This window comes from Streptomyces sp. NPDC102490, assembly GCF_044765285.1.
Lineage (GTDB): Bacteria > Actinomycetota > Actinomycetes > Streptomycetales > Streptomycetaceae > Streptomyces.
The window spans coordinates 166,977-181,775 of the sequence record NZ_JBIWJU010000003.1; the positions used below are offsets into that span (position 1 = coordinate 166,977).

Annotated in this window: 11 protein-coding genes; 1 reads left to right on the forward strand and 10 read right to left on the reverse strand. The window is 73.8% G+C overall.

The annotated features are described in order from the left end of the window. Positions 1-61: 61 nt before the first annotated feature. The 3 genes from ACIRGB_RS07420 to ACIRGB_RS07430 all read right to left on the reverse strand — a co-directional run bounded on the left by ACIRGB_RS07420 (position 62) and on the right by ACIRGB_RS07430 (position 4,050). Positions 62-556, reverse strand: a complete 495-nt coding sequence (locus tag ACIRGB_RS07420) for a methylated-DNA--[protein]-cysteine S-methyltransferase (RefSeq protein ID WP_403860621.1) — start codon at positions 554-556, stop codon at positions 62-64. 19 nt (positions 557-575) lie between these two features. Next, a complete protein-coding gene (locus ACIRGB_RS07425) occupies positions 576-2,060 on the reverse strand; it encodes an AlkA N-terminal domain-containing protein (protein ID WP_403859628.1) in 1,485 nt (494 codons plus the stop codon). Between the two features lie 79 nt (positions 2,061-2,139). Beyond that, complete coding sequence (locus ACIRGB_RS07430; RefSeq protein WP_403859631.1) at positions 2,140-4,050, reverse strand: heavy metal translocating P-type ATPase; 1,911 nt, start codon at positions 4,048-4,050, stop codon at positions 2,140-2,142. Between the two features lie 57 nt (positions 4,051-4,107). Between ACIRGB_RS07430 and ACIRGB_RS07435 the strand changes: the two genes are divergently transcribed. Further along, positions 4,108-4,470 (forward strand): metalloregulator ArsR/SmtB family transcription factor, encoded by a 363-nt coding sequence (locus tag ACIRGB_RS07435; protein WP_003972519.1) that lies wholly within the window; start codon positions 4,108-4,110, stop codon positions 4,468-4,470. Here ACIRGB_RS07435 and ACIRGB_RS07440 read toward each other — a convergent pair. The 7 genes from ACIRGB_RS07440 to ACIRGB_RS07470 all read right to left on the reverse strand — a co-directional run bounded on the left by ACIRGB_RS07440 (position 4,451) and on the right by ACIRGB_RS07470 (position 14,650). Then, on the reverse strand, positions 4,451-5,329 hold the full coding sequence (locus ACIRGB_RS07440; protein ID WP_403859635.1) for a DUF72 domain-containing protein: 879 nt from the start codon (positions 5,327-5,329) through the stop codon (positions 4,451-4,453). The two genes, ACIRGB_RS07435 and ACIRGB_RS07440, sit on opposite strands and share 20 nt — an antisense overlap. A 40-nt stretch (positions 5,330-5,369) precedes the next feature. Next, entirely contained in the window at positions 5,370-9,293 is a 3,924-nt protein-coding gene (locus ACIRGB_RS07445; protein WP_403859638.1) for a glycoside hydrolase family 2 TIM barrel-domain containing protein, read from the reverse strand. Positions 9,294-9,432: 139 nt separating this feature from the next. After that, the gene (locus ACIRGB_RS07450; protein ID WP_403859641.1) at positions 9,433-10,137 is read right to left on the reverse strand and encodes an ABC transporter ATP-binding protein; all 705 of its coding nucleotides are present in this window, start codon (positions 10,135-10,137) and stop codon (positions 9,433-9,435) included. Next, positions 10,130-11,131 carry an ABC transporter ATP-binding protein gene (locus ACIRGB_RS07455; RefSeq protein WP_403859644.1) on the reverse strand — a complete coding sequence of 334 codons (1,002 nt, stop codon included), beginning with the start codon at positions 11,129-11,131 and terminating at the stop codon, positions 10,130-10,132. The genes ACIRGB_RS07450 and ACIRGB_RS07455 overlap by 8 nt, the downstream gene beginning before the upstream one ends. Next, complete coding sequence (locus ACIRGB_RS07460; RefSeq protein ID WP_403859647.1) at positions 11,128-12,015, reverse strand: ABC transporter permease; 888 nt, start codon at positions 12,013-12,015, stop codon at positions 11,128-11,130. Before ACIRGB_RS07460 ends, ACIRGB_RS07455 begins: the two co-directional genes overlap by 4 nt. Positions 12,016-12,020: 5 nt before the next feature. Next, entirely contained in the window at positions 12,021-12,989 is a 969-nt protein-coding gene (locus tag ACIRGB_RS07465) for an ABC transporter permease (protein ID WP_403860624.1), read from the reverse strand. A gap of 32 nt (positions 12,990-13,021) precedes the next feature. Then, entirely contained in the window at positions 13,022-14,650 is a 1,629-nt protein-coding gene (locus tag ACIRGB_RS07470) for an ABC transporter substrate-binding protein (RefSeq protein WP_403859650.1), read from the reverse strand. Positions 14,651-14,799 lie beyond the last annotated feature (149 nt).

The following is a 14,799-nucleotide window of genomic DNA, read 5'->3' on the forward strand; positions in this document are numbered from 1 at the left end:
AGTCCGGTGAGGGTAACGGGCCCGGCGGCGCGCGGGCAACGCGTTTTCGCCGGACCCGTCTCTAGAACAACGGCTGGGGTGCCGCCGCGCCCCGTTCGAAGTCCAGCAGGCGCCGCTTGCGCTCCAGGCCGCCGCCGTAGCCGGTGAGGTCGCCGCTCGCGCCGACGACGCGGTGGCAGGGGACGATGATGCCGATCGGGTTGCGGCCGTTGGCGAGGCCCACCGCGCGGGAGGCGGTCGGGTTGCCGAGGGCGGCGGCGAGTTCGCCGTAGGTGCGGGTCTCGCCGTAGGGGATCTTCCGGAGCTGGTCCCAGACCGTGCGCTGGAACGGGGTGCCGTTCAGGCGCAGGTCGAGGGTGAAGTCCGTCAGTTCGCCGGCGAAGTACGCCGTCAGCTCCTCCTCGGCCCGCGCGAACGGCCCGTCGTCGGCTGTTCCGAAGGTCTCCTCGGCGGGGCGGTGGCGCTGGCCGGTCATGTAGAGGCCGCTCAGGACGCCGTCGTCGGCGACCAGGGTGAGGGGGCCGTACGGGCTGTCGATCACGGTGTGCTGCTTCAGCGGTGCCACGGGTCCGTCCTTATACGGGCAGGAAGTTGATCGGGTGGTCGTCGGTCGCCCACAGGTACTGGACGGCGTACGCCCGCCAGGGCCGCCACGCCGCCGCGCGGGCGGTGAGCGCGGCCGGGGTGGCGGGCAGGCCCAGTTCGGCGGCGGCGCGGCGGATGCCGAGGTCGGTGGGGAGGAAGGCGTCGGGGTCGCCGAGGGCGCGCATGGCGATGACGTCGGCGGTCCAGGGGCCGAAGCCGGGCAGGGCCAGGAGCCGGGCGCGGGTCTCGGCCCAGTCGCTCTCCACGCCGAGGTTGACCGAGCCGTCGGCCAGGTGGGCGACCAGGGTGGTGAAGGTGGTGCGGCGGGTCCTGGGCATCGCGAGGGTCCCCGGGTCCACCGCCGCCAGCGCCTCGGTGGACGGGAAGAGGTGGGTCAGGCCGCCCTCGGGGTCGTCCACCGGATCGCCGTGCGCGGTGACCAGGCGGGCGGCGTGGGTGCGGGCGGCGGCGGTGGAGACCTGTTGGCCGAGCACGGCCCGTACGGCGAACTCCGCCTCGTCCACGGTGCGCGGCACCCGGCGGCCGGGGGCCTTGTCGACGAGGGGCGCGAGCAGCGGGTCGGCTCGCAGCTGGTCGTCGATCGCCACCGGGTCGGCGTCCAGGTCGAGCAGGCGCCGGCAGCGGCTGATTGCGACGGTCAGGTCGCGCAGGTCGCTGAGGGTGAGGCGGCAGGCGATGTGGTCGGGGCCCGGGGTGAGGGCCACGATGCCGTGACCGTACGGGAGGCGCAGGGTGCGTCGGTACGCGCCCTCCCGCCACTCCTCCACGCCGGGTACGGCGGTGGCGGCGAGGTGGCCGAAGAGGTTGTCGGGGTTGAGCGGGGCGCGGAAGGGGAGGCGGAGGGACAGGGCGCCGGGGGCGGTGGGCGCCGGGCGGTTCCTGGGGGCGCGGGCGCGCAGGTCGCTCGGGGAGAGGGCGTAGACCTCGCGGACCGTGTCGTTGAAGGTGCGGATGGAGGAGAAGCCGGCCGCGAAGGCGATGTCCGCCATCGGCAGCGGGGTGGTCTCGATCAGCAGCCGGGCGGTCTGGGCGCGCTGGGCCCGGGCGAGCGCGAGGGGACCCGCGCCCAGTTCGGCCAGGAGCTGGCGTTCGACCTGGCGGGTGCTGTAGCCGAGGCGGGCGGCGAGGCCGGGCACGCCCTCGCGGTCGACGACGCCGTCGGCGATCAGGCGCATGGCGCGGGCCGTGAGGTCGGCGCGCTGGTTCCACTCGGGCGAGCCGGGGCTGGTGTCCGGGCGGCAGCGTTTGCACGCCCGGAACCCGGCCTGCTGGCAGGCCGCCGCGCTCGGGTAGAAGGTCATGTTGCCGGGCTTGGGCGGCACCACCGGGCAGCTGGGCCGGCAGTAGATGCGGGTGGTCAGGACGGCCGTGAAGAACCAGCCGTCGAACCGCGCGTCCTTCGACCGCACGGCGCGCAGGCAGCGCTCGGTGTCGGTGTGCATTCCCGTCTGCATGGCTCCAGCATGGTGCACCGGCCGGGCCCGGGCTGGCGGGAATCCGACATGGACGTGCCCCGTGCTGGGGTCCCGCGGATCACTCCGGGCGCCATGCCGACTCGCGCAGCAGCCGCAGGCCGTTCAGGCCGACCAGCACGGTCGAGCCCTCGTGACCGGCGACACCGAGCGGCAGCGGGAGGTGGCCGATGAGGTCCCACAGGACGAGGACGGTGATGAAGACCCCGGCGACGGCCAGGTTCTGGACGACCAGCCGGCGGGCGCGCCGGGAGAGCCGTACGACGGCGGGTACGGCCGTCAGCTCGTCGCGGACGACGATCGCGTCGGCGGTCTCCAGGGCGAGGTCGGAGCCGGCCCGGCCCATGGCGATTCCGGCGTGCGCGGCGGCCAGCGCGGGGGCGTCGTTGACGCCGTCGCCGACGAAGAGCACCTTGCGCCCGGCCCGCTCCCGCTCCCGTACGGCCTCGACCTTGTCCTCGGGCAGCAGGCCGGCGCGGACGTCGGTGATGCCGGTCGCGTCGGCCACGCGGGCGGCGGCGGCCGGGTGGTCGCCGGTGAGCAGGGTGGGGGCGGTGCCGGTGAGGGCGGTGAGCCGGGTGGTGGCCCGGGCCGCGTCGGCGCGGAGGCGGTCGGTGAGGGCGAGGGTGCCCAGGAGGGTGCCGTCGCGGGTGACGCGGACGGTGGTCTCGGCGCCCTCGGGGGACTCGGCGCGGCCGACGTGCACGGTGCGGCCGTCGATCACGGCCGTCACGCCGCGGCCGGGAGCCGCCGTGAAGTCCTCCGCGGGCGCGAGGGTCAGGTGCCGGGCGCGGGCGGCGGCCACGATCGCGCGGGCCAGCGGGTGCTCGCTGGGGTGCTCGGCCGCGGCGGCGAGGGCGAGCAGGGCGTCCTCGTCCACCCCGCGGCCGGGCGCCGGGCGTACGGCGGTCACCTCGGGGGTGCCCTCGGTGAGGGTGCCGGTCTTGTCGAGGGCGGCGGTGTCGATCTCGCCGAGGCGTTCCATGGCGACCGCCGACTTGACCAGGACGCCGTGCCGGCCGGCGTTGGCGATGGCCGAGAGCAGCGGCGGCATCGTGGCGAGGACCACCGCGCACGGCGAGGCGACGATCATGAAGGTCATGGCGCGCAGCAGGGCGTCCGTGAGGTCGGCGCCGAGGGCGAGCGGGATGCCGAAGACCGCGAGGGTGGCGGCGACCACGCCGACCGAGTAGCGCTGCTCGATCTTCTCGATGAACAGCTGGGTCGGCGCCTTGGTGCGGGACGCCTCCTCGACCAGGGTGACGATCCGGGCGATGACCGAGTCGGCCGGGTCGCGCCCGACGCGGACGCGCAGCGCGCCGGTGCCGTTGAGGGTGCCGGCGAAGACGTCGTCACCGGGGCGCTTGAGGACGGGCAGGGACTCGCCGGTGATGGTGGCCTGGTCGACCTCTCCGGTGCCCTCGACGACCGTCCCGTCGGCGCCGATCCGCTCCCCGGGCCGGACCAGGACCAGGTCGCCGACGGCGAGGTCGGCGGTCGGGACGGTCTCCTCGGTGCCTTCTCGCAGGCGGGTCGCGGTGGTGGGCGCGAGGTCGAGCAGGCCGCGCACGGAGTCGGCGGTGCGGGCGGTGGCCAGGGCCTCCAGGGCGCCGGAGGTGGCGAAGATGACGATCAGCAGGCCGCCGTCCAGGACCTGCCCGATGGCGGCCGCGCCGAGCGCCGCCACGATCATCAGCAGGTCGACGTCCAGGGTCTTCTCGCGCAGCGCCCGCAGTCCTTCGAGCGCGGGCTCCCAGCCGCCCGCGGCGTAGGCGAGCGCGTACAGCGGGCCGTAGGTCCAGGCGGGGGCGCCGCCGAGGTCGAGGGGCAGGGCGAGGAGGAACGCGACGAGGGACACCAGCGCCCAGCGGGCCTCGGGCAGGGCGAGGACGCGGGTGCGGCGGCGGGGCGCCCGGCGGACGGGCGCGGGGACCGGGGTGGGGGCAAGCGTGGTGAACACGCGGCACACCATACAGGAACAGATGAAGACTCATTCATGCGTTCATGTGTGGTGAGTAGGATGAACCGCATGGGTCACGGAGCCGCCACCACCGCGCAGGACGCCGCCGCACGCGTGCGGCTGGACGCGGACAACGTCGCCAAGGTCGCCACCACGCTCCAGGCCCTGTCCACCCCCTCCCGGCTGCTGATCCTGGCCCGGCTGCGCGAAGGCCCGCTGCCCGCGACCGAGTTGGCGGCGGAGGTCGGCATGGAGCAGTCCGCCTGCTCCCACCAGCTGCGGCTGCTGCGCAACCTGGGCCTCGTGGTGGGTGAGCGACGCGGCCGGTCGGTGGTGTACGCGCTGCACGACGACCATGTGGCCGGGCTGCTCGACCAGGCCGTGTACCACGTGGAGCACCTGCGGCTGGGGATCAGCGACACGGCTGAGTGAGCAGCCGCCGCATGGTTTCGGCCGCGCGTACGGCGGCGTCCGCGCAGCAGTTGTTGAACAGCACGTGCAGCTCCTCCGACTGACGGGCCGCGCGCCGCAGGCGGGGCACCCAAGCGGCGAGTTCGGTCACGTCGTAGTCGTACCGGAAGCGGTCCTCCTTGCTGCCCCTCCCCCAGGTCCGGCTGCGCCCGTGGAACCGGACGACGGCGAGGCCGGGCCGGGTGACCGGCACGACGGGCGGCAGGGAGCCGGACAGGCCCTGCGCCATGTCGGTGCCGACGGCCGAGACGCCCAGGGCGCTGAGCAGGGCGTGGGTGGTGTCCGCCTGCTCCGCCTGCCACCAGCCCGGGTGCCGGAACTCCACCGCGAGCGGCCAGCCCTCCGCCCGCCGGACGCACGCGTCGAGGTCCGCCTCCGCCCGGGAGCCGGGCGCGAACCACGGCGGGAACTGGAAGAGCACGGCGCCCAGCCGCCCGGCCTTGCGCAGCGGCTCGACGGCCTCGGCGAACCTGCCCCACACCTCGTCCAGCAGCCCGTCGCTCGCCTCTCCCCGCCCGAGCGGCCCGGGTACGCCGCGCCGCAGGTCGGCGGGGAGGGCCTCGGCGCGCGTGGGGTGGCCGGTCAGCAGCGAGAACGCCTTGATGTCGAAGCGGAAGCCGTCCGGCGTGCGCTCCAGCCACAGCTCGCTGTTGCGCCGGCTCGGCAACGCGTAGTACCCGGCGTCCACTTCGACGACGGGCAGCCGCGAGGCGTAGTGCCGCAGCCGCCCCTCCGCGTCGCGGCGCCCGCGCGGATACCAGCCGCTCGCCAGGAGCTGCCGGTCCGTCCACGAGCAGGCGCCGACCAGAACCTCGTCCATGGGAGCCCGGAGTACCCCGGGCTCCCGCGTTCATCCCCCGCTACTCGGTCGCCGTGGGCCGCCGCGAGGCCCGTGTGGCGTCCCGGAGGTCGGTGAGCGGGCGCAGCCGGTAGGTGTACGCGTAGTCCCGGTCGGCGAAGAGCTTGAACTCGTCGTGGGTGTGCGCGCCCCAGCTGTTGTCGCCGCCGACACCCATCTGACGGTGGTTCAGGCGCAGGACGACCTCGTCCCTCGGGGTGAGCTGGTAGTCGTGCCGCACGCCGGCCGACAGGTCCTCCGGCGTGAAGTACGAGGCGTTGGCCTCCAGGAGGGGTTCGCCGGAGGCGAGCAGGCCCACGCCGTGGCGGTCGGTGAGGGCGATCCAGCGGACGTCGGTCTTGTTGCCGTTCTCCTGCGGGCGGATGTACGGGGTCCACTGCTCGGCGACGGTCCCGGAGTACCGGCCGACGTCCGTGCCGTCGTTGCGGTCCCAGTGGTTCTCCTCGGGGCCGCGGCCGTACCAGTGCACGCGGTCCAAGTGGCGCGGCAGGAACAGCATGGTGCCGACCTCGGGGATGTAGGGCAGGGTGGCGGCGCCCGGGTGCAGGGTGTTGTCGACCTTGATCTCGCCGTTGCCGAACACCGTGTAGGTGGCGCTGAAGGTGGACTCCACCGAGGTGGGCAGCGTGCCGGTGACCTTGATCTCGACGGCCCGGTCGCCGAGCGCGCGCACGGCGACGCCGGTGACCTTGCGGCGGGCGCCCGCGTCGCGCCAGGTCTGGTTGCGGGTGTGCTGGCCGTTGCCCTTGTCGTTGTCGGTGGGCGCGCGCCAGAAGTTGGGCACGGGCCCGGAGGTGAGCAGCCGGGTGCCCTTCGCCTCGTAGGAGGTGAGGGTGCCGGTGCGCTTGTCGACGGTGACCGAGAAGCCCTTGCCGGTGATCCTGACGTCCCTGTCGCGGTCCTCGTGGCGCAGGGCCGGGACGCTCTCCAGGCGGGCCGGGGTCACGGCGGGGGCGCCGGTCTCGACGGGGAGTTGCTGCCGGGCCACCTCGAAGCCGGCCTTCGCCCACGGGGTGGGCTCCTTGGTGGTGAAGGAGAGGTGGAGGAAGTACTCGGTGCCCGGGGCGGGGCGGTCCGGCAGGCGTACGGGGACGGTGATGTCCTTGCTGGAGCGCGGGGCCACGTCCAGTTGGTCCCGGGTCAGCTTCCCGCTCCGCACCACCTCGCCGTCGGCGACGAGTTCCCAGCGGCCGTCGAACTCGCGGAGGTGGGTGAAGAGGTACTCGTTGGTGAGGGTGACGGCGCCGGGGCCGCCGCCGGAGGCGCGGGCGGCGTTGATCGCCTGGTAGACGCGCTTGACCTCGGCGGCCTTGCCGGTGTGGCCGCGGTCGGCGGTGACGATGCCGTCGGCGACGAAGGCGCCGTCGTTGGGGTTGTCGCCCCAGTCGCCGCCGTAGGCGAGGAACGTCTTGTCCCGGGGCCGCTTCTGCTCGGTCTTCACGGTGGCGGCGTCGAACCAGAACCGCACGCCGTCGTCGCCGGGGCCGCGGCTGTCGGAGGCCAGTTCGGCGGCGGCGAGGGCGCGGGCGTAGACACGGGCGCGGCGGATGGTGCCGCTGAACTCCCGTACCTGGTTGTCGGCGTCGGTGGCGAGTGCGAGGGGCGCGGTGTTGTTGCTGGGGCGCCGGTCGGTGGTGCGGGTGGCCCGTTCGACGCCGTCGACGTAGAGGGTGAGGGTCCCGGCGTCCGCGTCGAAGACGCCCGCGAGGTGGTGTTCGCGGCCGGTCCAGTCGTCCGGCACGGGCCATGTCGCGGTGATCCACTGGCCCGCGGAGTGGATGAAGAACTCCAGGGTCCGGCCGTTCTGCTTGAGCGCGTACTGGGTGTCGCCCTTGGCGAGGATCGGCTGGTGGTAGCCCGTCACGTGCGGGGTGACCCAGGCCTCCAGGGTCAGGGAACCCGTGAGGTCGAGGCTGTCGTCGCGCTCGAAGACGGTGTTGCCGGACAGGCCCTTGGCGCGGTCGAGGGTGCCGCGGGTGGCGAGGATCTCGCCGCGCAGCCCGGCGGGTCCGGTCTCGGTGAGCAGGGTGCGGGCGGGGACGGGGGTGTAGAGGGACTGGTCGACGAAGTCCCAGATCCAGCCGCCCTGGAGGACGTCGTACCGGCGGACGATGTCCCAGTACTTCTTGAAGTTGCCGGTGGAGTTCCCCATCGAGTGGGCGTACTCGATCATGACGTACGGCCGGGTGTCGGAGGTGTCCTTGGCGCGCTGCTCGACGCGCTGCGGGCTGTCGTACATCTCCGAGCGGATGTCGCTGACGCCGGGGCGGTCGTCGCCCTCGTACTGGATGACGCGGGTGTCGTCGTAGGAGCGGATCCAGTCGTGCATGGCGGTGAAGGTGGAGCCGCCGCCCGCCTCGTTGCCCAGCGACCAGATGACGACCGAGGCGTGGTTCTTGTCGCGGTGCACCATGTTCTGGGCGCGCACCACGCAGGCGGCCGTCCAGTCGGGGTGGTCGCCGGGGTACTCGTCGCGGATGCCGTGGGTCTCCAGGTTGGTCTCGTCGACGAGGTAGAGGCCGTACTCGTCGGCCAGTTCCAGCCAGTACGGGTTGTTGGGGTAGTGCGAGGTGCGGACGCTGTTGATGTTCATCCGCTTGATGATCCGGATGTCCTCGACCATGTCCTCGCGGGTGAGCGCGGTGCCGCGGGAGGGGTGCATCTCGTGGCGGTTGGTGCCGCGGAAGGACACCGGCTCGCCGTTGATCCGCATCAGCCCGTCCTTGAGCGCGAACTCGCGGAAGCCGACCCGGTGGGACACGGTCTCGGTCACCTTGCCCGCGGGGTCCCGCAGGCGCAGGACGGCCGTGTAGAGGTTCGGGTGCTCGGCCGACCAGAGCTTGGGCTTCGCCACCGCCTTCGCGGCCCGTACGGTGACGTCCTCGCCGGCGCGGGCCGTGCCGACGTCGACGGGCTGCTTCAGCGGCCGGGACCAGACGGCGTGGCCGCGGGCGTCGTACAGCTGGGTCTCGACGGTGTAGCGGCCGGTGCCGCCCTCGCCGTACGCCCGCACGCTCGCGGTGACGGCCAGTTCGGCGCCGGTGTAGGTGGCGTCGAGCGGGGTGTCCAGCTTGAAGTCGCGCAGGTGCACGGCCGGGGTGGAGTAGAGGTGGACCGAGCGGAAGATGCCGCTCACCCGGATCATGTCCTGGTCCTCCATCCAGTCGCCGTCGGAGTAGCGGTAGACCTCGACGGCGATCTGGTTGGTGCCCGGCCTGAGGTGGTCGGTGATGTCGTACTCGGACGGCGTGTAGGAGTCCTCGTCGTAGCCGACCAGTTCGCCGTTGATCCACACGTAGTGCGCGGACTTGACGCCCTCGAAGTGGAGGAAGGTGCGCCGTCCCTTCCAGTCGCGGGGGACGGTGAAGGTGCGCCGGTACTGGCCGACCGGGTTGTAGCGGGTCGGCGCGGCGGGCGGCTGCGGGTCCTCGCCGAGGCCGTTGGGGCCCCAGTACGGGTAGGTGATGTTCAGGTAGATGGGGAAGTCGTGGCCGTGCAGCTGCCACACGGAGGGGACCGGGATGGTCTCCCAGTCCCCGTCGTCCACGTCGGTGCGGTGGAAGTCGGCGTCCCGGTCCTCGGGGCGGTCGGCGTAGGCGAACTTCCAGCTGCCGTCCAGGCTCAGCCGGTAGGGCGAGCGGGCGCGGTCGCCGGCGAGGGCCTGCTCGACGTCCGCGTAGGGCGTGAGCGTGGCGTGCGGTGGCTGGGTGCCGAGCCGGAAGACACCGAAGTCGTTCCACTCCGGGGGCCCGTCGGCGGCCTCCCGGCGTCCGTCCGCCCGCGCCGTGACGGGCGACGCGGACAGGGCGAGGGCGCCGAGGACGGCGGCGCCGCCCTCCAGGAGACGGCGGCGGCTGACGACCGGGCGGGGACGGCCGGCCGGAGCGGCCGGGGACTGGGCGGGTGACACGGGCGAGTGCGGCATGACCGTGGCCTTCCGTGGGCTTCGGGGGCGGCTCAACGCACGGTGCTGCGAGCGCAGTTGCCGTGGGGGTGGATCACAACTGCCGGTGACACGGCGACTACTGAGTCACGGGTCACCCTAGGACCCGAACACAACCGAATCAATTACCCCGTCGGTCTTTGTTCGTTCCTGGTGGAGGGGTCGGTGCCGGGGGCGTCAGGGCCGCCCAGTCGACGGTGCGTTCGCACCAGCGGTCCAGCAGGACGCGGTCGTGGCCGACGGCCAGCAGTCCCGCTCCGGTCGCGGCCCGGTAGTCCTCCACGACCCGGACCAGGGCGGCCGTGGTCGAGGCGTCGAGCATCGCCGTCATCTCGTCGCACACCAGCCAGCGCGGGCGCAGCACCAGGGCTCGGGCCAGGCAGGCGCGCTGCAACTGACCGTCGCTGACCTCGTGCGGGCGCCTGGTCAGCAGGTCGGCGGTCAGCCCCACGGTGGCGGCCAGTTCGGCGACCCGGTCGGCGGCCCCGTCCCGTCGGCCGGTGGCGCGCAGCGGTTCGGCGATCAGGTCGGCAAGGGCGAGCCGGGGGTCCGCGGAGAGGCGGGCCTGCTGGAAGACGACGCCGAAGGCGGTGCGCTGCTCCCGCGGGGCGCGGTGCCGCCAGTGCCGTACGGGGGTGCCGTCCAGCAGGAGGGTCCCGGCGTCGGGCCGGTGCAGCAGGGCGGCGACGCGGGCGAGGGTGGACTTGCCGCAGCCGCTGGGGCCGAGCAGCCCGACCGCCTCCCCCGGCGCGACGGACAGGGAGACGTCCCGGAACACGGGCGTGTTCCCGCCGTACCCGGCGGTGACGGTGCGCAGTTCAAGCACGGTCGGCCGCCTTCGTGAGTACGGCGTGCGGATGGTGGCAGGCCACCTGGCCGCGCAGCGGGGGCAGGGCGGCGCAGGCGTCGGTCGCCCGGTCGCAGCGGGCGGCGAAGGCGCAGCCGCCGGGGAGGGCGCCCAGTTCGGGCGGCAGACCGGGGATGGGGGCGAAGGCACGGTCGGGCAGCGCGTCGAGCAGGCCGCGGCTGTAGGGGTGGCGCGGGCCGGGGGTGCCGAAGAACGCGGCCGCGTCGGCGAGTTCGACGATGCGCCCGGCGTACATCACGGCGACGCGGTCGGCGATGCGCTCGGCGGCGGCCAGGTCGTGGGTGATCATCAGCAGGGCACGGCCGCCGTCGGGCCGGGCACCCCCGCCCTCGGCCCGGTCGACATGGCGCCGCAGTTCGTCGACCGTGCGGTCCACCAGGTCCCGGTCGAGCCCGGTGGTCGGCTCGTCGGCGAGCAGCAGGGGCGCGTCGCCGACCAGGGCGAGGGCGGTGGCGGCGCGCTGGGCGAGGCCGCCGGAGAGTTCGTGCGGGTGGTGGTCGAGGTGGTCCGGCGGGAACGCGGCGCGCTCGGCGGCGGCCTCCGCGGCGGCGCGCACGGCCCGGCGCCCGCGGGTCCCGGTGAGGTGTGCGACCGTCTCCTCCAGGTGCGCCCGGACGGTGCGGACCGGGGTGAGGTGGGCGGCCGGGCTCTGCGGGACCAGGCCGATCAGCCGGCCCCGGACGGTGCGGGCGAGGGTCCGCTCGTCGGCGGCGAGCAGGTCCAGGTCGCCGAGGAGCGCGCGGCCCGCGGTCTGCGCGTTGCCGGGCAGCAGTCCGAGCAGGGCGGAGGCGAGGACGGACTTGCCGCAGCCGCTCTCGCCGATCAGGGCCAGGCACTCGCCGGGCGCCACGTCGAAGCGGGCGTCGGTGACGGCGGCGACCCGGCGCCCGCCCGGCATCAGGAAGCGCACCGACAGACCGCGTACCGACAGCACGGGGGCTCGCTCGGTCACAGCGTCAGCTCCGATCGGCGGCGGGGGTTGATCCGCTCCCGCCAGGCGCCCGCGAGCCCGGCGACGGCGAGGGTGGGCACGATGATGAACAGGCCGGGGAAGAGCGTCGGCCACCACTGCCCGGCCAGCAGCGAACCCCGGGCCTCCTGGATCAGGTTGCCGAGGCTCGCGGTGTGGGTGGGCAGTCCGAGGCCGAGGAAGGACAGCGCCGACTCGTGCCACATGGCGTGCGGCACCATCAGTACGGCGGCCAGCGCGGCCTGTGGCAGCACGGCCGGCAGCAGGTGCCGCACCGTCACCCGCCACCGGGACGCGCCGCCGGAGACGGCCGCGTCGATGTGCGGACGGGCGCGCAGGGACAGCACCTCGGCGCGGACGATGCGCGCGGTGGACAGCCAGTGGGTGAGCGCGACGGAGGCGACCACCGGCCAGACGCCGGGCCGGAACATCGCGACGATGAAAATGCCCAGCAGCAGGTGGGGCACGGAGGAGAAGGCGTCGACGACCCGCATGACGCCCCGGTCGACCCAGCCGCCGAGCGCCCCGGCGGCGGCGCCCACGGCGGTGCCGACGACCGTCGCGGTCAGCGCGGCCGCCACCCCGACGAGCAGCGAGACGCGCAGGCCGTACACGCAGCGCAGCAGCAGGTCGCGGCCGACGTCGTCGGTGCCGAACGGGTGGGCGCCGCTGGGCGCCTCCAGCTTGGCGGCCAGGTCGACGGCCTGCTGGTCGAGCTGCGCCAGCGGCGGCACGAGCAGCACGGCGAGCACGGTCGCGGTCAGCAGCACGGCGCAGGTGCGCAGGCGCAGGGTGCGGGTGGAGCGGCCCTCGCCGCCGCGGGAGCGCCATACGGTGCCGGTCTTCTCGGCGGCCACGTCAGCCATGGACATCACATCTCACTGAGTTCCACCCTCGGGTCGAAGAGTCCGTAGAGCAGGTCCGCCAGCAGGTTCCCGGCGAGTACGGCGGCGGTGGCGAGGGTGGTCAGGGCGGCGAGCAGCGGGAAGTCGACGGCGGTGGCGGCCTCGACGGTGGCGGCGGCGATGCCCGGCCAGCTGAAGACGCTCTCCACCAGCAGGGCGCCGGTGATGAGTTCGGGTACCCGGGAGCCGATCAGGGTGAGCACGGGCAGCAGCCCCGAGCGCAGGGCGTGTCCGAGCAGGACGGTGCCCTCCCCCAGGCCGCGGGCCCGCGCGCCGCGCACCGGGTCCTCGGCGAGGGCGTCGGCGACGCCTTGGCGCACGTAGAGGGTGAACCAGGGCAGTTGGGAGACGGCGAGCACACCGGCGGGCAGCACGAGGTGGCCCGCGACCTGCCCCGGGGTGACGTGTTCGCTGGCGGTGTCGGTCAGACCGCCGGCGGGCAGCACGTCCCACTGGAGGGCGAACAGCCACACGGCGAGCAGCGCGATCCAGAAGACCGGCGCGGCTTCCAGGGTGTACGCGAGGGAGGTGACCGCCCGGTCGAGCATCGAGCCGGGCCGGCGCGCGGCCAGCACGCCGAGGAGTGTGCCGAGGGTGACGGCGACGGCGAAGGCGACGGCGCACAGCAGCGCGGACCAGACGAGCCGCTCCCCGATGACCTGTGTCACCGGCTGCCGCAGCACGCTGGAGTGACCGAGGTCGCCGGTGAGCGCGGAGGTCAGCCAGTGCCACCAGCGGACGACGAAGGACTCGTCCACCCCGAGGTTCTCGCGCAGCCGGTCCAGGGTCTCCTGGTCGGCGCCGAGCGCGGCGGTGCCGGCGTACGCCTTGACCGGGTCGAAGGGCGAGGCGGCGGCGATCGCGAACACGCCGAGGGTGACGACGAGGACGACGGGGACGGCGAACAGCGCGCGCCGCCCCGCCAGCCGTCCCATCGCGCCCCAGGGCAGCCGCCGGGTCGGCCGGATCACTTCTTCGGCCGCCAGTCCTCGATGTTCCACCAGGGTCCGCTGGCGAAGCCGTGCTCGTGCGGCTCCAGTTGGGTGGTCAGCCCGGCCCAGCGGTCGGCGAGGACGTAGAGGTGGTCGATGTGGGTGAGGAAGGTGTAGCCGGGGTCTTCGACGAGGTTCTGCTGGATCTCGTCGTAGGCCGCCGCGCGCTTCTCCGGGTCCTGGCTGCGGCGTCCGGTGTCGAGGGCTTCGTCCACGGCCGGATGGGCGTAGTGGGCCATGTTGTTGAAGCCGTCGCCGGCGAGGGTGGAGTGCAGCAGGGTGTACAGGCCGAAGTCGGGGTCGCCGACGCTGCCCAGGCCCGCGAGGACCGCGTCCGTCTTCATCCGCGGCTCGATGACCTCCCAGGTGGCGCCCTCGACCTTCACCTCGATGCCGGCCTTCTTGGCGTCGGAGGCGTAGGCGAGCGCGTGGTCCTGGCGGACCTTGTCGCCGGAGGGGTAGTACAGGGTGAAGGAGGCGCGCTGGCCGCCCTTGGCGCGGATGCCGCCGGAGCCGGGCTTCCAGCCGGCCTCGTCCAGGACGCGCTCGGCCGCGGCGAGATCGTGGGGGCGCTCGATGCCGCGCGCGTACCAGGGGTCGTCGACGGGCAGCGGTCCGTACGCCGGCCGGCCCGCGCCGTCGAGGATCTGGTCGACCATGGCCTGCCGGTCCACGGCGGCGTCCAGGGCCCTGCGGATCGCGCGGTCGCCGGTGACCTTGCCGGAGGTGGGCAGGGTGACGGCCCGGAAGTCGTAGGACCTGGCCCGGTAGGTCCGCCGTCCGTCGTCCTTCGCGAAGGTGGCGGCGAGGTTCGGCGGCAGGACGGCGCCGTCGAGGTCGCCGGAGCGCAGCCGGGTGGCGCGTACGTTGTCGTCGGCGATGACGGCCATGGTGAACGACTTCACCGCGGGCTCGGGGCCCCAGTAGTGCGGGTTGGCCTTGAAGCCGAGCTTCTCGCCCTTGCTCCAGTGGGTGAGCACATAGGGTCCGGTGCCGACCGGCTCGGTGTTGAAGTCGCCGGTGTTGGGGTCCTGTCCGCCCGCGATGTGCTCGGGGACGATGGGCAGGACGGTGCGGGCGGCGAAGGGCGCGTAGGGGTACTTGAGCGTGAAGACGACGGTGTCGTCCCCGCTGGCGCGGACGGTCTCGACGGCGTCGAGTTCGCTGCGGGCGGTGTTGTTGGTCTTCTCGTCGAGGACGGTGCGGTAGGTGTAGACCACGTCCTCGGCCGTCAGCGGTTCGCCGTCGCTGAACTTCACGCCGTCGCGCAGGGTGTACGTGTACGTCCGGCCGCCGTCGGTGACCTTCGGCAGCGCGGTGGCGAGCGCGGGCTTCAGCTTCAGGTCGGTGTCGCGGGCGAGCAGCCCGTCGAAGATCTTGGAGTTTCCGTCCTTGCCGTAGCCGAGCAGCGGGCTGAGGGTGTCCGGCTCCGAGGCGACCCCGATCACGACGGACCCGGCCGCCCCGGCGTCGCCGTCCTCGCCTCCGTCCGAGGGCGCGGAGCAGGCGGCCGCACCGGCGGCGAACGCCACCGCGGCGGCGGCACTCCGTATCGGACGTCTCCGGTCGGTCCGACGGGTCCCACGGGTCCGACGGGCTGTCATGTCTCCCCCACACTTGTTGTCGATGCGCAGCTATTGCACATCACTCGCAATAAAGCGTCAAGCCAGGTGGGGTGGGCGCCGGGCGGGGGTGGCGAATGTTCAGCGGGCGGAGCGGTTGCTGAACAATCCGGCGGCTGCTGGAGTCGGCA

Bases quoted from the DNA above. Each gene is read 5' to 3' on its own strand.
- ACIRGB_RS07425 (WP_403859628.1), bottom strand. From the start codon at position 2,060: ATGCAGACGGGAATGCACACCGACACCGAGCGCTGCCTGCGCGCCGTG.
- ACIRGB_RS07430 (WP_403859631.1), bottom strand. From the start codon at position 4,050: ATGGTGTGCCGCGTGTTCACCACGCTTGCCCCCACCCCGGTCCCCGCG.
- ACIRGB_RS07435 (WP_003972519.1), top strand. From the start codon at position 4,108: ATGGGTCACGGAGCCGCCACCACCGCGCAGGACGCCGCCGCACGCGTG.
- ACIRGB_RS07440 (WP_403859635.1), bottom strand. From the start codon at position 5,329: ATGGACGAGGTTCTGGTCGGCGCCTGCTCGTGGACGGACCGGCAGCTC.
- ACIRGB_RS07445 (WP_403859638.1), bottom strand. From the start codon at position 9,293: ATGCCGCACTCGCCCGTGTCACCCGCCCAGTCCCCGGCCGCTCCGGCC.
- ACIRGB_RS07460 (WP_403859647.1), bottom strand. From the start codon at position 12,015: ATGGCTGACGTGGCCGCCGAGAAGACCGGCACCGTATGGCGCTCCCGC.
- ACIRGB_RS07465 (WP_403860624.1), bottom strand. From the start codon at position 12,989: ATGGGACGGCTGGCGGGGCGGCGCGCGCTGTTCGCCGTCCCCGTCGTC.
- ACIRGB_RS07470 (WP_403859650.1), bottom strand. From the start codon at position 14,650: ATGACAGCCCGTCGGACCCGTGGGACCCGTCGGACCGACCGGAGACGT.